We start from the raw sequence: 20,026 nt of genomic DNA, 5'->3' as shown, positions 1-20,026 counted from the left end.
GCACTTAGCACTTAGTTCCCCCAAGGATTACTGGCATTTGAGCGTTGTTTGCGCGTCCGTGCACGATCTTTGGCTTCTTTTTTCGCTTGAATACGTTTTGCGTCACTAAAACTTAACTCACATGGTTCACCCGGTTTATGATCTTCAGGAATAACGCGGTCACGTGGTGGTAGTTCATATTGAACATCATCGGGTTTAGGAAGATTTTTTAATCTATAAAGATAAAAGTTTTCAACTTTATCTTGTGCCCACTGGGTTTTACGCAAAAATTTAACTGCAGATTTGATGTCAGGGTTGTTTTTAAAACAATTTAGCAGTAGATAAGCATGTAAAAGCTCCCACCCATATTGATCAACTAACTCTGATACAACTTGCTCAAGTTTAACGCCTTGTAGCGGGTTATTGCCGAATAAATCTTCATTACTCATGTTTTACACTCTTTTTCTAAAATCTAATCCCAGAATTATAATTTTTATCACGATAATTTGATACAAGAATATCAAGTCAGTTTGCTTGTGTAATTTACATTTGTTTAGTTTATCGGTAATATTAGTGCGCTTTAATAAGTATTGGCATGACGCCACAACATTGGATGATAGATTTAAGGAATAATATACATGGGTCTTTTTAATAAAATTAAAACACAAGCTACCACTATTGGTTCAAATATCAGCGAATCAACGTCTAAACTAAGCTCTGATATGAGCACCTCAATGAAAGAGAACTCAAAGTTATCGGCGATCCGCTCTGAGATCACTTCAATAGAAGGGCAGCTAAATATTGGTTATCAAGATATTGGTAAAAAATACGTAGAAAATTTACTAGAAAACCAAGGACAAAATATCGAAAGTGCTTTGCAAGAAGCATTAAACCGTGTTGAACCGTTACTTGAGAAAAAAATTGAGCTTGAAGATGAAGCTATTGAAATTGAGAAAAAGCTAAAAGATCAAATCATCATTCAAGAAAAAGCAATTTTTCAAAAAGAATACGATCAAGAAAAAGAGAAGCTTGAAAAAGCCGTTAAACTTGATGTGATCTCTGTAGCAGAAAAAGAACAGAAATTAGCTAAAGCACGATTAAAACTTGATAATTTTGACACTATTCGTAAAGTTAAAAAACAGTATGAAATGAGTTTAATTTCAAAAGACGAATTAAACGAAAAGCTTGCTGCTTTAGGCGTGTAATTACGAAGAAATTAAAGCTTCTTTTACAAGAAGCTTTAATAATACCAATTGAGTTAAATATTTAACCATTCTAGCGGGCTAAATGAAGCGCTAACTACGTTAGTAATTTTTCAAGTAGAACAACGACATGTCAAAATTCCTGCCTTGTTATTACTGCATTTCTCCGTCGCTATAAATACTTAGTAACTTAACACGATTGGTAGAACTTATTTTTACTGTTGGCAATTTACTACTACACGGCCTCGGATATTTCCGGCCATCAGCTCATCAGCCGCGTTAATAACATGCTCTAAATTAATTTCAGTCGATATTTTATCTAAGTAGCTCTGCTCAACAAGCTCACCTAGACGTTGCCATGCTTGGATGCGGTCGACCTTTGGACGCATTACACTGTCTATGCCGATTAATGAAATACCACGCAAAATAAACGGCGCAACGGATGCAGGAAAATCCATGCCTTGTGCTAAACCGCAAGCAGTAACAACACCGCCATACTTTAAAGAAGCACAAATATTAGCAAGGGTATGACTGCCAACCGAATCAATGGCTGCAGCAAAACGTTCTTTTGCTAATGGCTTACCTGGATTTGATAGCTCATTTCGGTCGATCACTTCAGAGGCACCAAGTTGTTTTAAATGTTCGCTTTGATCTACACGACCTGTTGCAGCAACTACGGTAAAACCTAGTAGATTAAGTAAATAGACGGCAAAGTTACCCACACCACCGTTTGCACCCGTAACTAAAATATCACCAGAGTCGGGAGTGATGCCTTGCTTTTCAAGCGCAATAATACTGAGCATCGCGGTGTAACCGGCAGTACCAATTTGCATGGCCTGTTTAGGTGTTAACGACGTTGGGAGTGGGAGCAACCAATTGCCATTAACAGCGGCTTGTTGAGCCAGACCCCCCCAGTATTTTTCGCCAACACCAAAGCCATTTAGTAATACCAACTGATCAATAGCGAACTCGCTAGAATCACTGGCTGTTACTTTACCCACTAAATCAATACCCGGCACCATAGGAAATGAGCGCACCACGGGGCCTTTTCCTGTAATAGCTAGACCATCTTTATAATTTAGGGTGCTGTAAAGCACATCTAGTTTGACAGGGAGATTGGGTAATTCGCTATTATTTAGTGTTTGTACTGACGCGGTATACTTATCGTCAGTATTATTTATAACAATGGCTTTAAATTGATTGTTCATCTGGACTCCATTTAGACCGATCGTCTTTTAATTGTTATGAATAAAGAGCAATTACTTAAGCCGTTACCTAAGCAATGCACGTAAAAACATTTCAGTATATAAAATAAGTGGCTGAGTATTTTTAGTTAGCTTGGCACGCATTACAGCACCTTCCCAGCCAATCCAAAAAAATTCACTCATTTGTGTGGTATTCACGTTGGCTGCAATAACACGCTCCTGCTGAGCTTGTGCCAAGCAAACTTGCACATGTTGTTGCCAAATCTCGTAGCTGGTTAATAGTTTATTTTTAAAGTCATCGCTGAGGTGGTTTAGTTCCTGATTTAAATTACCGACTAGACAACCGCGACTAAAATCGTACTTTTGCATACCCCGTGCTGCACTTTGGGTGAAATTGATTAGTCGCTCTAAAGGAGGGATATCGCTTGCCCCTAGATAGCGAATAAGTTTAGCAACAAAGTAATCGTTATAAGCGTCTATAACAGCTAAGCCGTAGGCATCTTTATTATTAAAGTAGTGGTAAAAAGAACCTTTTGGAACACCTACTTTTTTTAAAATAGTATCAAGTCCTGTGGCACTGAAGCCAAACTCGGTTAGTGTTTCTACCCCCGTAGCAATAAGTAATGCTTTGGTGTCGGCATTACTGCGGGCAACTTTTGGTGGGCGACCACGTCGTGGTGGATTTTGACTGTTTTTTAGCATAAACACATATTAGACCGATCGTATTAATATACCCAAACCACCTCAGGATGCGAGTTTCAGTTGGAATTAAAAGCGATTTAGGCAAGGCATTGATTGCAAGTAATAGTGGTTCTATTGTTAAAATCAATAACGCAGTATAAATCGCTTTTAAACCAACCCGTTGGGCGTTTCACAGGCACTTACTCTCAGCGTTGTTACTTCTTAAAAGGGGCTGCCATTGTTGCAAAGTAACGCCTTGATACTAAGCCCCTGTGAAACGCTGAATTCTGTATCTTGAGGTGGTTTGGGTATAGTTGCAAGGATTAATTATTAAACAATTTAAAAAAATGTACGTGAAATGTGGGCTAATTAAGTGCGAGTAAGCCGCAGTAAAGTGGTCTGAAATAAGTTCAAAAATTAAACTTCTTTACTATTAATGAGTTGAAATAAATTTGTCATAATTACATTTTTTATAGGAACTTCACCCATAAACCGCAGTCACAATTAGAGCAGGAAACTGCGTGTTAGTGATTAGATAGTCGTAATTTTTTGTACATATATGGGTCGCACAGAAAATGGTACGACCACTTTACTTTTTTATATGTTAATTCATTTTTGCATCAGCAGCTTAGTTAAAGTAAATTTATTTAATTGCTTTTGTGATTTGAATTTAACAGTTTTATTAACTATTCATTAAATGTAGATGTCACGAACACTACAAATATATAAATATAAAAGGTGAGGATTTACCTATGAAGAGACAGAAAAGAGATCGGTTAGAAAGAGCTCATTCTCAAGGCTTTAAAGCAGGCCTCGCGGGCCGTTCAAAAGACCTATGCCCTTATCAACAAGTAGACCCAAAATCAGAGTGGTTAGGCGGTTGGCGCGAAGCGATAGAAAATCGCAATATGTATAAAACCTAATTTTTAAGTATTGAATTAAAGCAAAAACGCCGCTGTTTATGAAACAGCGGCGTTTTTGTAGCTGGGTTTTAATTACAAAATTAAAACGCGCTAGTATCTTGGAATAAACCAACTTTTAAATCTTTTGCTTCGTAGATAACGCGGCCATCTACTTCAACAGTACCATCAGCCATCCCCATGAATAATTTACGTTTAATAACGCGCTTCATGGTCAAACGGTAGGTCACTTTTTTTGCTGTTGGTAAAATTTGCCCAGTAAATTTAACTTCACCTACACCTAGCGCACGGCCAAGACCAGGACCACCAGACCAACCAAGGAAAAAGCCAACCAGTTGCCACATTGCATCTAAACCAAGACAACCTGGCATGACTGGATCACCTTTAAAGTGACAAGCAAAAAACCAAAGATCAGGGTTAATATCAAGCTCAGCAACGATTTCACCTTTACCATGCTCTCCACCGTCATCAGTGATTGAGATGATACGATCCATCATTAACATGTTGTCACTTGGTAGACGACAATTGCCTTCTCCAAACATTTCACCTTGACCACATAGGATCAAATCTTCTTTTGTATAACTATTTTTAGGTTCCATAACACTTTTCATCGCTTAGAAATTGCCACGTACTTTAGCGTACACTTGTACGCTAAACAACTCGGAGCAGTTAAAAAAATAATTTATTTGCACGAAATACCACCGCTTAGGTGAAGAACATGCTAATTACACGATTAAATCGCGCAATTACTAGCAAAAATCATTATAATTACCGTGATTTTTTAACCAGTATAAAGGAAGTTTATGATCCTTTTTGTTAACGCACTTACCGTAATTGATTTTTCTTACTTGTGTAATAAACGAGGCGCAGTTGGCGAGAGCTGGATTGTTGATTTAACCTTGCATGGCAAGTTAAATGAAGAGTCTATGGTGCTTGATTTTGGCTTAGTTAAAAAGCAAATCAAAGGCATTATCGACCAATGTATTGATCACAAGCTGGCCATTGGCAACCAAATTAACGGCCAAGTTGAAAACCATGGTGACTACACAACACTTGATTGTACTTTTGGTGATGATCACCACTTAGCAATGAGCGCGCCAAACCAAGCGTTTTGTTTAATTGATGCTGATGTTATTAATGAGCAGTCAGTTATTGAATTTTTAATTGCTACAATCATGCCGCAGTTACCAAGCAATATCGATAAAATCGAAATTGAGTTAAAGCCAGAGCATAGTAAGAGCTTTTATTATCACTATAGTCATGGCCTTAAAAAGCACGACGGTAATTGCCAGCGTATTATTCATGGTCACCGTTCGCAAATTGGTATTGCCCTTGATGGCATGGCAATGCCACGCTTACAAAAGCAATGGGCTGATAAATGGCAAGATATTTATTTAGCGACAGCAGAAGATCAAATTCAAGCGCCGCAGCTACAGCACATCAGCGCCAAAGAAAATGACCTCTGTTTTGCCTATACCGCCGCACAAGGCTATTTTGAAATGGCAATAAGTAAAGAACGGTGTGATATTTTACCCATTGATACTACGGTTGAATGTATTGCAGGTTACCTTGCTGAGCAAGTTAAAGCGCAGCATCCTGACAATGACGTAAAAGTCACAGCATACGAAGGTGTGGCCAAAGGGTCCATTTGTTATGCGTAAATTATTAGCCGTTTCGTTATTTGCTACTGTGAGCTTTTTTGCTGATGCAGTGGAGCTAAAAGGTCACTTAACCCAAGGCGGGTTAGTGACGGGTCAAATTGATGGGGTTAAGTCAGTTATTTTTAATGGCCAAGCATTAAAAACCACCGCACAAGGTGAGTTTGTATTTGGCTTTGGCCGTGATGCTGAATTAACCCATCAATTAGCCTGGGTTGATGCAGACGGCGTCAAACATCAGCAAGCGATTGAGATCACTAAACGTGATTATAAAATTGATAAAATTACTGGAGTGGCAAGTAAATATGTGTCACCGCCAAAAGCGGTAAGTGAACGTATCAGCCGCGAAGCTGTGGCAGTAAGAAATGCCCGAAAAGTTGACTCTGAGCTTAGGTATTTTTTAGATCCAGTTTACAAACCTGCACAAGGGCGTATTTCGGGTGTGTATGGTAGCCAACGCTATTTTAATGGTGAGCCTCGTCGGCCACATTTTGGTTTAGATATAGCCAACAAAACAGGCAGCCCTGTTTATGCGCCTGTCAGTGGTACCGTTGTTTTTGCTGATAACGACCTTTATTACTCTGGCGGAACTTTAATTTTAGATCATGGCCACAGTGTCACGTCTACCTACATACACTTAAGTAAGCTTGATGTAAAAGTAGGGGATACCATTAAACGCGGTGATAAAATAGCTGAAATTGGTGCGACTGGCCGTGTAACTGGCCCTCATCTGGATTGGCGTTTTAATTGGAAAGGCGAACGCCTTGATCCTGCACTTATGATGTTAGATAAATTAGCAAACCAAAAGTAGAGAACATGACAACTCAAGTAAACCGTGAAGAAATAATTGCTCAGCGTATTAAAGACTCAACGACTTCGGTCACAAAAACAGTATTTCCTGGGCGCACTAATCACCACAATACCTTGTTTGGTGGTGATGCATTGGCATGGATGGACGAAGTTGCATTTATTGCTGCAACGCGCTTTTGCCGTAAACCATTGGTAACCATTTCATCAGATAGAGTTGATTTTAAAGAAGCTATTCCAGCTGGAACCTTCGCTGAATTGATCTCAAAAGTTGTGCATGTAGGCAATACAAGTTTAAGAGTCGACGTTGAAATATTCTTAGAAACAATGCACAGGGATGATAAACACTCGGCAATTACTGGCAGTTTTACATTCGTTGCGGTCGATGACAATCACAGACCTACGCCGGTTGTATGCGATAAGATGATTTATGGTTTTTAAACCGAGTTGTTAAGTTAAGAAAGCACTTTTATGGTGCTTTCTTTGCTTTATAAAAAGAACACATCATACTATATTGCACTATTTTATATCTTTAGCATCTGCGTTAAAACAATAATTGAGTAACCAAGTAGGGGGCTTAATCTATTCTCTACTTGGTTACTCACATTCAAGGTATTAAAGCACCATAGCGGCTATCCAGCCAAATATTAGTAATGGAATATTAAAGTGGATAAAAGTAGGCACAACTGAATCCCATATATGATCATGCTGACCGTCAGCGTTTAAGCCGGAAGTTGGTCCTAAGGTTGAATCGGAAGCAGGGGAGCCAGCATCGCCTAAAGCACCTGCGGTTCCCACTAAAGCTGCGGTTGCCATCATTGAAAAGTTAAGCTCTAAGCACAGTGGCACAAACAAGGTTGCTATTATTGGCACTGTGGAAAATGAGCTGCCAATCCCCATGGTGATCATTAAACCAACTAATAAAATTAGTGCAGCTGCCAAAGGTTTGTTGCCATCAATAATCAATGCGGCGCTTTGTATTAAGCTAGTCACATCGCCTGTCGCTTTCATTACAGAGGCAAACCCTTGAGCTGAGATCATTATAAATCCAATCATTGCCATCATTGCTACGCCTTTACTAAATACGTCGCTATTTTGCTCCCACTTAACTACGCCAAACAAACTAAAAATCATCACCCCAACTAAGCCACCTAAAATCATTGAACCACTGACATTTTGTGCTGCTAAAGAGGCTAATACCGCTGTAATACCGACTAACAATACTTTTTTAGGTTGTTCTACAACCACATTAGTTGCGTGCTCTTGATGTTCGTCATGCTGATAATCTCGATGTTTTCTATAACTGATAAACACCGCTACAATTAATCCAACTAACATGCCACAGGCAGGAATGATCATCGCCATAGGTACTTGGGTATTAATGATTTCTAAGCCATTTTCCACTAAGTTTTTATGTAAAATCGAGTATAAATAAATTCCACCAAAGCCATAGGGTAAAACCATATATGAGGTTGCTAGACCAAACGTTAAAATACAGGCAATAGCACGTCTGTCTAACCTTAGTTTATTAAATATAACCAGTAGCGGGGGGATCAAAATTGGTATAAAAGCTATATGAACTGGGACTAGGTTCTGCGATGAAATTGCACACACTAAAATTATCAGTAAAATAAAATAGCTTAAATTTGTTTCGCTATTACTACTATTGTTATTTACTTTAGCGAGTAGTTTTGCAGCTAAAATGCGCGTTAAGCCTGATTTTGAAATCGCAACAGCGAATGCGCCTAGCATTGCATAGCTTAGAGCGATCTCAGCTCCGCCAGAGAGGCCTGCGTTAAATGCGTTAAGGGTATCGTTTAAGCTAAGTCCGGCGGTTAAACCGGCGACTAAAGCACTTAAAGTCATAGCAACAATTACATTAACGCGGGCTAAAGTAAGGCCAAGCATTAAAATAACGCCAATCACGACTGCATTCATTGAGTTCTCTTAGTTGTTGTTTTAATTAATTTTACCAGATTTTTACTGTGTTTTTTACGATAAGCGCTAAATATTAGCTGGCGATAACGCACATCGGAGTATAATTGCGCAAATTGCATGATATATGTCCGCTTGTTAGGCAGCTGTTGAGCTGCATATGCTAAAAATTGCAGCGGCGTTTGATTTGACGGTGCAGAAATACCTTGCTTATTACACCAACGCACAACAGTAAGGTAGTCTTTTGCGAGTGAATGCGCTGGTGATTCTGGTTTTTTAGGCCAAGACAAATACACAAAGTAACAAATAAAGGCTAAACATACGGTTGCTATCACCATCAGTGAAATTTGCCAAAGCTGTTTATTACCGAATAATTCTTTTAGCAGGGAAGATTGCTTTTGCTGGTCAAAACCTAACACCCAATTTGTCCATTGGTAATCAAGATTTTCAAGCTTAAGCCTTAACCAGTTAATACCAGCAATATTACTCAATCGTAATAAGCCAAAACTCAAGTTGCTTGTAAATTCGCTATTCAGCTGCAAGTGCTGTGATAAAGATCCGTTTAATCGTTCAGGTGAAACAACCGCAGTTGCATCAAAAATTTGCCAACCTTTACTTTTTATAAATACTTCAACCCATGCATGGGCATCATATTGATAGACGCTCATATAACTATTTTGTTGATTATACTCACCACCTAAGTACCCCGAAACAACGCGGGCAGGAATACCAACACTTCTAAACATAAATGCAGCTGTGCTGGCATAATGGCCACAAAAACCACGTTTATTAGCAAATAAAAACTGGTCAAGGGTGTTGTTACCAGTAATTGGATCGGGCGTTAAGGTATAGCTAAAGTTATTATTGGCAAAGTAGTCATACAGTGCTGAATAAAAAGCCTGATCATTGCTATTATGTTGTTCATATAGATGTTTAGCTAAAGACTGTGACTGCAAATTAGTCTCTTTAGCTAAACTAAGCTGCACGTTTTGATAGTGTGCAGAGCGAGAGAGTTCAGCCAAGCTAAAAGCATAACTCTGGGCTGTATAGCTGATACTATTAGCTAAAAAACGTTTCCGCAGTAGTAATCCATTGCTGGTTGTTTTTACATCTTGATGGGCCGAGTCGGCAAACTGTAAACCATAAAGCCAAGGCTTAGCGCCAGGCTCTGCAAAAATTTGATAACTATATAATGGTTCACCACGTTCAGCTGAGGTGATTTGGTCAATTACTTGTTGGCTTTTTAAAATGTCCGATATTAACCAGCGTTTCCCATCAAACTCATCATGTATAATCGCTCGCCAGTAATAGGGGGAAGATGGCTTTTGCTGATCAAATTTAGCTCGAAATACTAACTCATCTGAATTAGACAGTTTGGCTATATCAAATGGATCAACACTTTCTGACAAACCGGTTTTAGCGAGTTTTGGCCCCGGTAATTGCCAAAATGCGGGAAGTTTCGGTAACAATAATAATAAAAATATCGCTAAAGGTAGTGCTAGCAACAAAAGTTTGCAGCTGTCTTTAGCTGCAATTTTTAAACTATGTTTAGATTCAATCAGCGCTAAAAGCGCAAAATTTAAAATATATAGCATGCTAATTACTAGCGTAGCAAATAAGCTCTGAGAAAATAGATATACTGTTGAGAGACTAAAAAAACTTAACAAAATGATAGTTTGATAATGCTTTTTTGTATTGGCTTGCAGTAATTTAAATAAGCTAGAGAGGATCAGCATCGCAACAAATAAAGTCACCGTATCGCTAAAACCTACGTCATAAAACAAGATCAATAGACTCAAACCGGCCAAAGTATTTGCTAATATGGCAGTGGGTTTATTTCTTTTCAATAAGGTAACGGCTAGATTCCAAATACACAAACTAGCTAATAATGTATTAAATAGAGGAGGTAACTCAGTAAAAATAAAACTCAGCACTAAAATATAAACAATAGATAACGACAAATTGATCGCGGTTAAATTATCAGTGACTTTCATTTTCATCCTTTGCAAAACGGCTTAGTGCTTCTAAACACTGTTTACAATGTTCTTTGGTATCACTGATCGCGTATAGTCCTGCTTCTAATTGCAGGCCATAACTAACGCCTTGTGAGTAAGCCTGAGTTACTAAATAGCTTAATTGTTGTAGGCGGGATTCGGTATTTCCTTGTAACTGATTAAAATCAAAAACAACACTTTGGGCTGAATAATTTACAAACTCTTTTACCATTAATTGCTGAGTTTTTGCGTAATGTTTCCATGATATTCGTTTCATATTCATACCAGTTTGATGAATATTTAAACCATCAAATTCATCACTACCATGGCTGTTTTTATGCAGGCCATCATCAGTGTTGTGGTTATTTTGCAAACTAGCTTCATGCAATGGTTTGAGTTGTTGCGGGTAGACAAATACCGTATGTGCTAATTGCATGTAGCTCCATACCGATACTAATCCAAACGGGTACTTGCTGATTATTTTTAATCGGCGCAAGGGGTATTCACCACGTTCTTTTAATCCTAAATCTAAATTAACTATTTGCTTTTGACTGGTTATTTCATCAACGGTTGTGAGGGTTTTATTTTCATAAATAAACTGCAATGATTGACATTTTTTTTCGGTTTTTAGTTGCAGCTCTAATAATGCAGAGCAGGGAGCATAGCTAGCTATATGATTTTTATAATCAATTTTTAATCCTTTAAGATTGCTATAACCCATAAGTAGCGAAAATATCATTACGACAAGCATTAAATAAGCCATCGCTAAAATCAGATTATTCTGATAATTAATGCCTAATATAAAATTAAGCATAGTAACCACTAAAAAGCTCACGCCCAATTTTGATGGCAAAACATATATTGTGTTATGCGTTAAGGTAAGATGTTCGGTATTATGTTTATTTCTTAGTAATAGCTTGAAAACCTTAGCTTTAAACTGAAACCAAAAAGTAGGGCGCTTTCCTGTTTTATTGTTCATACCTTAAAGTGGCACATCAACAGTATTTATTAATTGTTTGATCTGTTGTGAGCTAACATCATGCTGCAGACCTAAACGATGTTCGCTAACACTAGCAAAAATAGTTTGCACATCATCAGGGGTAACAAAGTCACGACCATCAATAAACGCCCATGCTTTCGCGGCTTTGCCAACTGCAATACTGGCCCGTGGAGATAACGCATTAGCAAATTGGCTGTTATTTCGGGTAGCAGATACAAGCGCCAAAATATAATCAACAACCGGTTCACTTAACATAACAGCACTTACTTTATTTTGTATTTCAATTAATTGTTGTGTATCGATACGTACAGGTAAGTGTGCATAATCACGATTATGTTGGCCTAAAATGAGTTTACGTTCAGCTTCTTTAGGTGGAAAACCCAAACTAATACGCATAAAAAAACGGTCTAATTGAGATTCAGGTAAAGGATAAGTACCTGATTGATATAAAGGGTTTTGAGTTGCTATAACAAAGAATGGTGTTGGTAGGGCATGTTTATCACCATCCATAGTAACTTGGTTTTCTTCCATTGCCTCTAATAAAGCGCTTTGTGTTTTTGGACCTGCGCGATTTATTTCGTCCGCTAAAACAACTTGACTGAAGATAGGCCCTTTATGAAAAGTAAATTTATGCTCATTGGCATTAAAAATACTTGAGCCCAGTATGTCTGAGGGTAATAAATCACTGGTAAATTGCACTCGTTGATATGATAAACCTAATACCGCAGCAAGTGCATGCGATAAAGTGGTTTTACCCATACCTGGCAAATCTTCAATTAATAAATGACCTTGGCTAAATAAGCAGGTTAACGCGAGTTTTATTTGTTGCTGTTTGCCAAAAATAACCTGAGATAAATCATCAATGATCGCTTGTACGGACTGTTTCATAGTAACCTTGTAGGTTGATAAATTACATTAAATGAGTTCGAGGCGTTTCATGACCGTATCAACTTTTTTAGCATTAAATGGTTTTGCAATAAAACCTTTAGCACCTAGTTCCCAAGTATTTTGAACATTTTCGAGGCTGTTATGGCCAGAGCACATGACAACATGTGTATGTGGGTAATTGTCATTTAAGTATTCAAGAATTTCTGTACCATCGGTATCGGGCAGTTCAATATCGAGAAAGATAACATTCGGGGATTTTTCATCAATCAACGTTTTAGCCGATTCAAAATCTCTGCTTTCAAGAATATCTTCAAAACCTAACTCAGTTAAGATCTGATTTAAGTAGTTACGTATATCTTGAACATCATCAATTATTAGGATTGGTTCTAACGGGCGCACAAATTCCATATTGTTTACTTCTTGTGATACAGCTTAAATTGTATTTTTAATACTATGCTAAGCGATAATGAAGCTCAAGAAAGATACTCGAATTAAACTGTATTATTGAAATAAACCACCACTAAGTCCGATACCGTCTAGTATTGGACTTAACACCCATATAAACACACCCCAGCTTAGATAATTAATTGATAACCTATAATTTATATTATGTTAAATAGAGTGAGTTTTATAAGTAACAACCTAATTACTGTAAGGGGTTGTTCATTTCTAGAATAATGATGATATGGGGATTTTCGCCCTCGTGTTTTGGAAAAGCCCATTATTACTGGGTTTGATGAACCCTGAGCGCAAAATTAGCTAAATTCGGATTACGCTTGGTTTTAGACGAAACCTGTTCAAACTGACTCATTCCACGATCATTCCTGCTCATTGTACGTTTAGAATTAGATCATTGTTGATCGTTTAACTTTCCTTTAAATACACTTTAAACGCCTTTTAAACGCTGTTTAAATATTTTGAGGTGCCGATGTTTAAACTTTTTCGGCAGCTATTATTGTATTGAACGTTGGGCCTAGCTCTACTGTGATCATAAAACCTTGGTACGATATTTTTACTTGGTTGCCTATATAAGCAAACGTATTTGGATTTTGAACAGCGTTCATTAGATCGTGTACTTGCTCAATTGCTAGCTGGCCAGTTAAGAACTTTTCAATTTGAGTGCTGCTGACTGTAACAGCGCTACTATATATAGGTGCGTTTTTACGTGACAACTCGTTTAGTAAATTTACAGGCAAGTGCCCTAACGTAAATTGCTGGCTATCTGGTACTGACTTTTTAAGCGCTAACTTTGCTGCTTGTAAGTTTACCTGCTTTATATAGTACTGCTGAGATTTTAAAACTGCTTCGTTAAATTGTGGTACCGCTAATTTTTGAATGTCAGTTGATAATGTCATAACTGATTTACCCGCTGCAATGTCTGCACCTAGCCATGCTTTACCAGGATTATAATCCCAGCCTAGATCAATGCCTGCTAACTTACTCAGTTCTTCGCCTGTTGATGGGTCAACAACTTTGAATGACTCCATAAACTTGTTCACTGTTTCAGGCTTAGTAACTGTTAGCCCCATTCGTGCAATATCACGCGCATTAAGTGATACCACCTTACACCTGCAGTTATAACCATTTGGCGGATAATGTGTATCCCAAAACGGATGATCTACAGGCAGTAAAATGTAATTCCACTTACCGTGGTCAGGTCTTACGCGGCTATCACCAGCTGTTAAGTATAATAAATATGGTCTGCGCTCTTTTATACGCTCTTGCTGTTGCCAACGGCCCGCTGCTCGCGCCGTGTTTTTGTTGTTTTGATAAATAACTTTTGTACGCCAACCCCGTTTGCCATTGTATGACCAACCGTGATCATCAACTATTTTGTCAAAGCGTTTTCTAAAGTCCGATATAGTTTCGCCATCACTAATAGCCTTATCAACTGCTGTATATAGCTCGTTAATGATCTCTATTTGTGTAGCACCGGCAACGGTAAATGCTTTGGCGTGAATTAAGCCCTGTAAGTCTTTATATGACTCACTGGTAAGCTTAATTTTGTCTTTAAAGTGAGAAATGGCTTCCTTGAATTTAACAAGGTCGCCATATTGTGGAGCTAGTAAGGCCATATTAGTGCTCTTTTAGCGACTGTTGAATGTCTTGAATTTCGTTTCTACGTGAATTATCACGGCTATTACCAAAGAAGAAATTCAATATTGATGCTACAACGGTGCCTAAAATAAAGCCCAAGATAGTGTCAGCAAAACGTGTTGCGGTATCTGGTATGGTTAAAAACGTTATACAGCCTATGTATATAACCGTTGCAACCGACCAGAACCACGCATAGTAATAAATAAAGCGCTTTGAGAACTTATCATCTTGATTAAGTGCCTGTATTTGCATATTGCGGGCGCTTTGAGTGTTTTTAAACGCTAAATCATCAAGCTCTTTTTCACGGTTTAAAATGGTTTGCCGTAACTCTTGTTGTAATGCACTGGATTGCTGAACCAGGTTAAATGCTTGCTCTGGCGTGCCACCATTAGTAATGGTTTGCGCAATATCTACCACTTTAGACGCGACCTTTGATCCATTGTCGCCCCCTATCCAACCGCCTATTTTTTTATCTAGGCCTGTGAGCTTTGCTATGCCAAGTGCTATTGTAATTGGGTCCATTTATGCCTCCATTGATTCATAAGTTACGCCACCAATCAGTTCAAGCTCTATATTTTCAATGCGCTTAAACTGTCGAACAAGTGACTTAGACGTTGTAAAAAAACAATCAAAATATTCAGTTTTATCATGCAGTTTTGGGTAATATTTTTTTGAATCGCGTTTACCAAAGGCTTTTTGAATACGTTTAATCTCATTAGGCTTATATAATGAAATAGAGCGTTTACGCCATACTTGCTCAAGGCATACAGGGCGCGACTCTTTTTTGTTAAACCATTCGCCTTTTATAAAATCATCAATATAAACACTTAACACGGTTGTCGACTCAGATTTTCTCTGGCGTTGCACAGAGACTTTGTGATCGCCTACAGAGAAAACAACATTACCAAATGTGCCAGCAAGCTCGTTTTCTATCTCTATCCACTGCTCTTTTGTGATGGCCATAAGCGCCCCGCTACAGTTTTGCTATATCGAGTGAAATTGCTTGCTCAATGCCTTTATCATCTTGCTTGTAAAAGCGAATAAAACGGCAAGAATCAACAACGCCAACGGATTCCGCAATAATATTCATGGCTTTGGTCCACTTGCCCGAATCGTCTGATATTTCGAGTTTACGCAGGGCTAAAATGCGTTGTGGATTAAGTGATCCTTGCTTATCGGTATTAAACGTTTTGCTAACAATGGCTTTAATGTTTTGATTGCCGCCTTCGGTCCATTCGTCCAGGCATTGATCAATTAATTGCTTGGCAAGGGTAAGCTCTGGGCCAAGTTCAATGCGTTCTTGCGTTTGTAGCGTTACTTTTAATTGGCTATCAAAAGTGCGCAGCGTTACATTGCCTTTTTTGCCGCCTAAGTTAACGCCATGTTCTTGCGCTAATAGCTCTATAAAATCGTCGGCCTCAGTCATTAATGCACTTTTAAATTCAGCAAGTTGAGCCTGCATATCTTCAGCACATTTAACAGCTTTTCTTACAAACTCGTCTTTGATCAAGTCAGTTTGTTTGATGTTGGCAACGGCTACTAAATTTCCTTTGCCGTCTTTTAAGTAACCTTCAGGAATGTTATTCATCGTCTATCTCCACAGTTTTTGAATTAGCCTCGTTCATGCCTGCCATAAACTCATACTCCATTGCTGTTTGGGCAACTTGCGCCAATGCAGAGCTTGAAATGTCAGGGAATTGTGAGGTTATTTTTTGTTTAAGTTCGTCCAGGCTTTTAGATGCCTGGGCAAATTGAAAAATCTGTTTAATGGTGTCGTCACTTGCGTGATCAAACACATCAAATTCGTTGGTAAGCTCTACGCTGTCTGTTGGCTTTTTGGCAAACTCAGTTTTAGCGGCAGTGGCTATGCCATGGCCCTCGTCGGGCACATCTAGGATTGTTTCGCCGTCTTTTGGCTTTGGTACACCGAGTTCTTGATAGGCCCAGTCTTCACCAACAGGCACAATGCGCGCTGTTTCGCGCACGCGGGTTACGGTGTCGGTGTTGATCTCGCGTTTGTCTTTAAAGATGAATTTGGGCGGTTCGCCACCGTCAAAATTTACCGTGTGTAATGCGTTTAAAAGCTGGTTACGGTAAGAGGCTACAAGCGCCCTGTCTGAACGTTGGTTGTCGCCCGCGCGTTTTGCATGGGTTTCGCTAGCTGCGCGTGCGCCGCCATTTTTTTGCTCAGTTGCTAGGGTTTGGCTTGTTAGCGCTTTGCTTATTTCAGCATTACAAAAGTTTACTAGGCGCTCGGGTACTGGCTCGCCAGATATTTTGCTTTCGATGATCTCAATACTGGTGTCATCCGGTATCGCTGCAATACCATCACTTACCAACTTAGCTAAGCCATCTAATAAATTTTCGATGTCTTTGTCTTTACTGGCGATTGGGTATTTGCCAACAGGAAATGGAATACCAAAGCGTTCGCACAGCTGAACAAAAAACTTAAAACCGCCGTGTTTAAAGGTCCACGGCCAAAAGCAGCTGCTTAATAATGCAATGCCATACGGGTTTTCGGCGCTTGGCATGTGGCGAACGCACGACCAACGACGGTGATCGACTAACTCACCTTGTGGATTGTCGCTGGTTTTTACCAGCAGCTCGTGATCACTATTAAACGCAAAGCGGCTGTTGCGCCAGGTCTCTACATATTCAGGTTGCCAATGACCGTCGTGCTTAATGTATTTGCCTAAATGGGTCACACTAAAGCCATTTAAAATTGCGCTGTAGTTGTGCCAATCCATATCGGCCCATTCTGTATGGGGGCATGGTTTACGGGCAAAAAACGCTTTAGCTAGTTCATAGCTTTTTAAGCTGGCTGCGTCGTCACCGCCTGGCACTAACTCGGTATTAAAGCTAAATAAACCACTACGTAGTGAGCGCAGTTCACCTATAACATGGGCATCACGGGCTATTTCTTCGTAAATAGCGGTGTTTTTACCCGCGCGGCGTAGTATTGGATCAGGGTTTGGTAGCTCAGTAATAAGCGACGTTAAGTTTGGATCTATACGGTTTTGGTCAAACATACGGTTAAGCGCTGCGTATGCTGTAGATTTAATGCGTGGCTTGCTATACATGATAGCCCCTTATTTGTTTAGTGACTTTGCGGCTATTAACACGCGGCATACCGCCTGCACCGGTGCTGGCTACCATCCACAAAATAGCCAGCGCACAGCTTAAATCGTAGTGATGGGCGGTTTGCTTTTCTGGCCAGTTTTCAAGCTCGTCGAGTAGTAAGCGGCAGTGTGAATGAAAGGCAATTTGTGCCGGTGTATTGGTTACATAGGTTTCAAGTGATCCTATGCGTTCCTCAGCGCTAATAACCGCTGTCACACCGCGTAAAGGCAGGGCAATGCCCTGCTCTAGGCCTGTGGTTATAAATTGGCTGCGCATAAAATCAAAGGCGTTGTTGTTCTCAAAGCCCCACACACGGCAGTTATATTCTTTTTGCGCGCGTATTAAGTCGTTTAGTAATCGGCTGGTACCACGGACTTTACGGCTTTCATATTCAACGTGTAGCTTTTGTAATTCATTAGAGTAAAAGCCCACCAATATGGCGCTGGGGTCGGCTTTTTCGGTTTTGCCCATACTGGGATCACATGCGCCGTAGGGTATCCATTCGTTTAAGCGATCAACCCAAAAATCAAACTGGTAAAAAATAGCTTCTTCGTCGCTTTTGGCTATGCCTTGCATTTCGCGGTTAAACTCACGCTTATTAGCCGCCCACATACACATTAAATCGTAAAGCGAACGCACACTTGGCCAACTGGTAGTTGCGCCTTTAAGCATTTGCTTTTTGCGCTTGATCCAAAACTTAAACGACGGTTTTTGCTCGGTTGAAACGGCCTCACCTTTGGCGGCGGCGCGTTTTTCAAAGCGTTTATCGTCATGGACCATTAAATCGCGGCATTCTTCCCATAAATCCATACGCTCAGGCATTTGTTTAATGGCTTTAAAACGGTGAACAATGTGCCCTGGTGCCTCTTCGGCGCGGCTTATTGGGTCGTCGTTATTTAAAACGGTGTTTACACCTAAGAATTTTACGGTGCCGTCAGGTGGGCCAAGGTATTGCACTGCAGCCTCTAGGAAACGCCAGCGGTTATCGCGCTCAGTGGGCGATTTAGCCTCGGCATCGGTAATAATGTCATCGGATAGCAGCAGCTTAGGGCGGCTGGCACCATGGAATGTACCGCGTACTGATTGCTCAGCACCACGGCTTTCAAAGCGTACGCCTTGGGCTGTTACAAACTCGCCTAACTTCCACACGGGGGATTTTTGGCATACTTCGGGGAAGTCTAACGCGAGGTTGTTATTGTTAAGTAGCTCGGTTTTAACTACCTCTAATGTTTTGGTTGGCATTTTGGTTTCAGCGCCAAACAAAATAACAAAGTCGATAAATTGTTTTATTTTAGCTAAGCCCAGGTCTTGGCAAATATCAGGGTCTTGTAATAGCGCGAGTACCGCTACATAAACGGGCGCTATTTTTACGGCAAGGGTACTTTTACCTTCACCACGCGGGGCAACAAACCAGTTTTTCCAACCGTTTTTAAGCTTGAGGGCTTCGGGGAACCAGTTCATAAAATAGCTTTGAAACTCAGACGCTGTTTGATCGTCGTCAAGCCACATGTGGTGGGGGAAATACGTATACACAAAAAACTCAAAGTCGCCGCCAAGAACGCGTTTGCGGCGTTCTTTAATCGCTGCAGGGCTTGGATCAATATTGCGTTCTTTTGCTTCAATATCGCGGCGCAGTGAGCCGGTGATCTGTTCTATTTCAGCTAAGAACTCGCGTGAATTCATATCGGCCATTAGTCGCTTAACTCCTGATCGAGCCGTGGACCAAATGCAGTGAGTATTTCAACAAACTCAGGGGCAAATTCGGGGTATTTGGTTGATACAAACTTAGCAAGAATTTTAACGACCTCAGCGGCAATGGTGCGCTTTTCAAGTTTTTTATTACCGCCCGATACCTTCATTACTTTACTCATCATATCGGTGAGTGAGCTAAGTACTTTGGTGCGTTGTTCAAGCGGCAGCGCTGCGCCCTCGGCTGATTTTAAAAGCTCAAAGGTTTCGTTTACTTGAATGGTGAATTCTTCGATAAAGTCGGTGGTAAACTCCCCTGCTGTGCCTTCGCTACGGCGGCTTGCTGCACGGGCTAAGTCCCAATCGTCACCGTTGTCTTTGGCTTCCATTTTCCAGCGTCGTGCTGTGCCATCGGCAACGCTATGCTTAATGGCCGCAACACTTAACGCGAGCAGCTCGGTTACATAGCTGTGGCGTATGGCATTTTTCTTTTCTGCAGGGTGCGCCATTAGCCGGTCATCCCATTTTTTACGGCATAGGCAATGAGCGACACGGCTAAACCCGCTGTACCGCCCATAGCAGCTACTTTAATGCGTTGGTTTGTTAGTTTTTCTTCGACTTTATTTAAGCGTTCGTCGTGCTTATTAATCGCTGCAATTTGGCGTAGCTCACTTGCTTTTAAATCTTCTTTTAAGGCGTCGGTGACGACCTTTTGGCGTGCTTCGCTTTTTTCGATACTGTGATGAATATCAGCTTTTATCTCAGCCACGCTGTTTAAAATGGCCTCTTGGCTGGCTTTAATAGAACCAATAGACTCAAATAGTAGGTTTTCTTGCTCTGGGGTCATGAGT

22 protein-coding genes are annotated in these 20,026 nt (G+C 40.1%); 5 read left to right on the top strand and 17 right to left on the bottom strand.

Annotation, left to right across the window (positions count from 1 at the left end; genetic code table 11):
- Positions 1 to 11 precede the first annotated feature (11 nt).
- Entirely contained in the window at positions 12 to 428 is a 417-nt protein-coding gene (locus H5201_RS09785) for a VF530 family DNA-binding protein (RefSeq protein ID WP_145233938.1), read from the bottom strand.
- 189 nt (positions 429 to 617) lie between these two features.
- Between H5201_RS09785 and H5201_RS09780 the strand changes: the two genes are divergently transcribed.
- A complete protein-coding gene (locus H5201_RS09780; RefSeq protein WP_149981103.1) occupies positions 618 to 1,184 on the top strand; it encodes a hypothetical protein in 567 nt (188 codons plus the stop codon).
- A 212-nt stretch (positions 1,185 to 1,396) separates the two neighbouring features.
- On the opposite strand, the gene H5201_RS09775 is transcribed toward H5201_RS09780, so the two are convergent.
- The gene (locus H5201_RS09775; RefSeq protein ID WP_182784470.1) at positions 1,397 to 2,389 is read right to left on the bottom strand and encodes an MDR family oxidoreductase; all 993 of its coding nucleotides are present in this window, start codon (positions 2,387 to 2,389) and stop codon (positions 1,397 to 1,399) included.
- Positions 2,390 to 2,452: 63 nt separating this feature from the next.
- The gene (locus H5201_RS09770) at positions 2,453 to 3,088 is read right to left on the bottom strand and encodes a TetR/AcrR family transcriptional regulator (RefSeq protein ID WP_182718837.1); all 636 of its coding nucleotides are present in this window, start codon (positions 3,086 to 3,088) and stop codon (positions 2,453 to 2,455) included.
- A 731-nt stretch (positions 3,089 to 3,819) separates the two neighbouring features.
- On the opposite strand from H5201_RS09770, the gene rmf reads away from it, so the two are divergent.
- Positions 3,820 to 3,990 carry a ribosome modulation factor gene (rmf, locus tag H5201_RS09765; protein WP_016707188.1) on the top strand — a complete coding sequence of 57 codons (171 nt, stop codon included), beginning with the start codon at positions 3,820 to 3,822 and terminating at the stop codon, positions 3,988 to 3,990.
- Positions 3,991 to 4,070: 80 nt separating this feature from the next.
- On the opposite strand, the gene fabA is transcribed toward rmf, so the two are convergent.
- Positions 4,071 to 4,586 (bottom strand): bifunctional 3-hydroxydecanoyl-ACP dehydratase/trans-2-decenoyl-ACP isomerase, encoded by a 516-nt coding sequence (gene fabA / locus H5201_RS09760; RefSeq protein ID WP_145233946.1) that lies wholly within the window; start codon positions 4,584 to 4,586, stop codon positions 4,071 to 4,073.
- Between the two features lie 204 nt (positions 4,587 to 4,790).
- Between fabA and H5201_RS09755 the strand changes: the two genes are divergently transcribed.
- From H5201_RS09755 to H5201_RS09745, 3 genes are read left to right on the top strand one after another with little or no spacing between them, the layout of a single operon-like run.
- Positions 4,791 to 5,648 (top strand): 6-carboxytetrahydropterin synthase, encoded by an 858-nt coding sequence (locus H5201_RS09755; protein ID WP_149981106.1) that lies wholly within the window; start codon positions 4,791 to 4,793, stop codon positions 5,646 to 5,648.
- Positions 5,641 to 6,456 carry a M23 family metallopeptidase gene (locus H5201_RS09750; RefSeq protein WP_182759275.1) on the top strand — a complete coding sequence of 272 codons (816 nt, stop codon included), beginning with the start codon at positions 5,641 to 5,643 and terminating at the stop codon, positions 6,454 to 6,456. Before H5201_RS09755 ends, H5201_RS09750 begins: the two co-directional genes overlap by 8 nt.
- A 5-nt stretch (positions 6,457 to 6,461) precedes the next feature.
- Positions 6,462 to 6,893 carry an acyl-CoA thioesterase gene (locus H5201_RS09745; protein ID WP_064666260.1) on the top strand — a complete coding sequence of 144 codons (432 nt, stop codon included), beginning with the start codon at positions 6,462 to 6,464 and terminating at the stop codon, positions 6,891 to 6,893.
- Between the two features lie 174 nt (positions 6,894 to 7,067).
- On the opposite strand, the gene H5201_RS09740 is transcribed toward H5201_RS09745, so the two are convergent.
- The 13 genes from H5201_RS09740 to H5201_RS09680 form a co-directional block, all read right to left on the bottom strand.
- A complete protein-coding gene (locus H5201_RS09740; RefSeq protein ID WP_182784468.1) occupies positions 7,068 to 8,390 on the bottom strand; it encodes a Na+/H+ antiporter family protein in 1,323 nt (440 codons plus the stop codon).
- Positions 8,387 to 10,381, bottom strand: a complete 1,995-nt coding sequence (locus H5201_RS09735; protein WP_182784466.1) for a DUF3488 and transglutaminase-like domain-containing protein — start codon at positions 10,379 to 10,381, stop codon at positions 8,387 to 8,389. Before H5201_RS09735 ends, H5201_RS09740 begins: the two co-directional genes overlap by 4 nt.
- Positions 10,368 to 11,195, bottom strand: coding sequence for a DUF58 domain-containing protein (locus H5201_RS09730; RefSeq protein ID WP_182718843.1), 828 nt, complete (start codon positions 11,193 to 11,195; stop codon positions 10,368 to 10,370). Before H5201_RS09730 ends, H5201_RS09735 begins: the two co-directional genes overlap by 14 nt.
- A gap of 168 nt (positions 11,196 to 11,363) precedes the next feature.
- Positions 11,364 to 12,269, bottom strand: a complete 906-nt coding sequence (locus H5201_RS09725; RefSeq protein WP_182718844.1) for a MoxR family ATPase — start codon at positions 12,267 to 12,269, stop codon at positions 11,364 to 11,366.
- A gap of 27 nt (positions 12,270 to 12,296) precedes the next feature.
- On the bottom strand, positions 12,297 to 12,677 hold the full coding sequence (locus tag H5201_RS09720) for a response regulator (protein ID WP_182784464.1): 381 nt from the start codon (positions 12,675 to 12,677) through the stop codon (positions 12,297 to 12,299).
- Positions 12,678 to 13,201: 524 nt separating this feature from the next.
- Entirely contained in the window at positions 13,202 to 14,344 is a 1,143-nt protein-coding gene (locus H5201_RS09715; protein ID WP_182784462.1) for a phage minor head protein, read from the bottom strand.
- Between the two features lies 1 nt (position 14,345).
- Positions 14,346 to 14,888 (bottom strand): hypothetical protein, encoded by a 543-nt coding sequence (locus H5201_RS09710; protein ID WP_182784460.1) that lies wholly within the window; start codon positions 14,886 to 14,888, stop codon positions 14,346 to 14,348.
- Positions 14,889 to 15,329, bottom strand: a complete 441-nt coding sequence (locus H5201_RS09705) for a hypothetical protein (protein ID WP_149981114.1) — start codon at positions 15,327 to 15,329, stop codon at positions 14,889 to 14,891.
- A 10-nt stretch (positions 15,330 to 15,339) separates the two neighbouring features.
- The gene (locus tag H5201_RS09700; protein ID WP_182784458.1) at positions 15,340 to 15,954 is read right to left on the bottom strand and encodes a DUF3164 family protein; all 615 of its coding nucleotides are present in this window, start codon (positions 15,952 to 15,954) and stop codon (positions 15,340 to 15,342) included.
- Positions 15,947 to 17,446 carry a DUF935 family protein gene (locus tag H5201_RS09695; RefSeq protein ID WP_220497159.1) on the bottom strand — a complete coding sequence of 500 codons (1,500 nt, stop codon included), beginning with the start codon at positions 17,444 to 17,446 and terminating at the stop codon, positions 15,947 to 15,949. The genes H5201_RS09700 and H5201_RS09695 overlap by 8 nt, the downstream gene beginning before the upstream one ends.
- The gene (locus H5201_RS09690; protein ID WP_182784456.1) at positions 17,439 to 19,178 is read right to left on the bottom strand and encodes a hypothetical protein; all 1,740 of its coding nucleotides are present in this window, start codon (positions 19,176 to 19,178) and stop codon (positions 17,439 to 17,441) included. The genes H5201_RS09695 and H5201_RS09690 overlap by 8 nt, the downstream gene beginning before the upstream one ends.
- Positions 19,178 to 19,684, bottom strand: coding sequence for a DUF1804 family protein (locus H5201_RS09685; RefSeq protein ID WP_149981118.1), 507 nt, complete (start codon positions 19,682 to 19,684; stop codon positions 19,178 to 19,180). Before H5201_RS09685 ends, H5201_RS09690 begins: the two co-directional genes overlap by 1 nt.
- The gene (locus tag H5201_RS09680; protein WP_182784454.1) at positions 19,684 to 20,022 is read right to left on the bottom strand and encodes a hypothetical protein; all 339 of its coding nucleotides are present in this window, start codon (positions 20,020 to 20,022) and stop codon (positions 19,684 to 19,686) included. The genes H5201_RS09685 and H5201_RS09680 overlap by 1 nt, the downstream gene beginning before the upstream one ends.
- Positions 20,023 to 20,026 lie beyond the last annotated feature (4 nt).

It is taken from the genome of Pseudoalteromonas sp. SG43-6 (genome assembly GCF_014164365.1).
Classification (GTDB): Bacteria; Pseudomonadota; Gammaproteobacteria; order Enterobacterales; family Alteromonadaceae; genus Pseudoalteromonas; species Pseudoalteromonas rhizosphaerae.
Note: the sequence above shows the minus strand (reverse complement) of the source record. Positions and strands in the feature narration are given on the sequence as shown.

What these genes read in the sequence shown, in the direction of transcription:
- rmf (WP_016707188.1), top strand. Translation starts at nt 3,820, where the DNA reads ATGAAGAGACAGAAAAGAGATCGGTTAGAAAGAGCTCATTCTCAAGGC.
- H5201_RS09775 (WP_182784470.1), bottom strand. Translation starts at nt 2,389, where the DNA reads ATGAACAATCAATTTAAAGCCATTGTTATAAATAATACTGACGATAAG.
- H5201_RS09755 (WP_149981106.1), top strand. Translation starts at nt 4,791, where the DNA reads ATGATCCTTTTTGTTAACGCACTTACCGTAATTGATTTTTCTTACTTG.
- H5201_RS09690 (WP_182784456.1), bottom strand. Translation starts at nt 19,178, where the DNA reads ATGGCCGATATGAATTCACGCGAGTTCTTAGCTGAAATAGAACAGATC.
- H5201_RS09715 (WP_182784462.1), bottom strand. Translation starts at nt 14,344, where the DNA reads ATGGCCTTACTAGCTCCACAATATGGCGACCTTGTTAAATTCAAGGAA.
- H5201_RS09710 (WP_182784460.1), bottom strand. Translation starts at nt 14,888, where the DNA reads ATGGACCCAATTACAATAGCACTTGGCATAGCAAAGCTCACAGGCCTA.
- H5201_RS09745 (WP_064666260.1), top strand. Translation starts at nt 6,462, where the DNA reads ATGACAACTCAAGTAAACCGTGAAGAAATAATTGCTCAGCGTATTAAA.
- H5201_RS09780 (WP_149981103.1), top strand. Translation starts at nt 618, where the DNA reads ATGGGTCTTTTTAATAAAATTAAAACACAAGCTACCACTATTGGTTCA.
- H5201_RS09735 (WP_182784466.1), bottom strand. Translation starts at nt 10,381, where the DNA reads ATGAAAGTCACTGATAATTTAACCGCGATCAATTTGTCGTTATCTATT.
- H5201_RS09700 (WP_182784458.1), bottom strand. Translation starts at nt 15,954, where the DNA reads ATGAATAACATTCCTGAAGGTTACTTAAAAGACGGCAAAGGAAATTTA.
- fabA (WP_145233946.1), bottom strand. Translation starts at nt 4,586, where the DNA reads ATGGAACCTAAAAATAGTTATACAAAAGAAGATTTGATCCTATGTGGT.
- H5201_RS09685 (WP_149981118.1), bottom strand. Translation starts at nt 19,684, where the DNA reads ATGGCGCACCCTGCAGAAAAGAAAAATGCCATACGCCACAGCTATGTA.
- H5201_RS09680 (WP_182784454.1), bottom strand. Translation starts at nt 20,022, where the DNA reads ATGACCCCAGAGCAAGAAAACCTACTATTTGAGTCTATTGGTTCTATT.
- H5201_RS09720 (WP_182784464.1), bottom strand. Translation starts at nt 12,677, where the DNA reads ATGGAATTTGTGCGCCCGTTAGAACCAATCCTAATAATTGATGATGTT.
- H5201_RS09750 (WP_182759275.1), top strand. Translation starts at nt 5,641, where the DNA reads ATGCGTAAATTATTAGCCGTTTCGTTATTTGCTACTGTGAGCTTTTTT.
- H5201_RS09705 (WP_149981114.1), bottom strand. Translation starts at nt 15,329, where the DNA reads ATGGCCATCACAAAAGAGCAGTGGATAGAGATAGAAAACGAGCTTGCT.
- H5201_RS09725 (WP_182718844.1), bottom strand. Translation starts at nt 12,269, where the DNA reads ATGAAACAGTCCGTACAAGCGATCATTGATGATTTATCTCAGGTTATT.
- H5201_RS09695 (WP_220497159.1), bottom strand. Translation starts at nt 17,446, where the DNA reads ATGTATAGCAAGCCACGCATTAAATCTACAGCATACGCAGCGCTTAAC.
- H5201_RS09730 (WP_182718843.1), bottom strand. Translation starts at nt 11,195, where the DNA reads ATGCTTAATTTTATATTAGGCATTAATTATCAGAATAATCTGATTTTA.
- H5201_RS09770 (WP_182718837.1), bottom strand. Translation starts at nt 3,088, where the DNA reads ATGCTAAAAAACAGTCAAAATCCACCACGACGTGGTCGCCCACCAAAA.
- H5201_RS09785 (WP_145233938.1), bottom strand. Translation starts at nt 428, where the DNA reads ATGAGTAATGAAGATTTATTCGGCAATAACCCGCTACAAGGCGTTAAA.
- H5201_RS09740 (WP_182784468.1), bottom strand. Translation starts at nt 8,390, where the DNA reads ATGAATGCAGTCGTGATTGGCGTTATTTTAATGCTTGGCCTTACTTTA.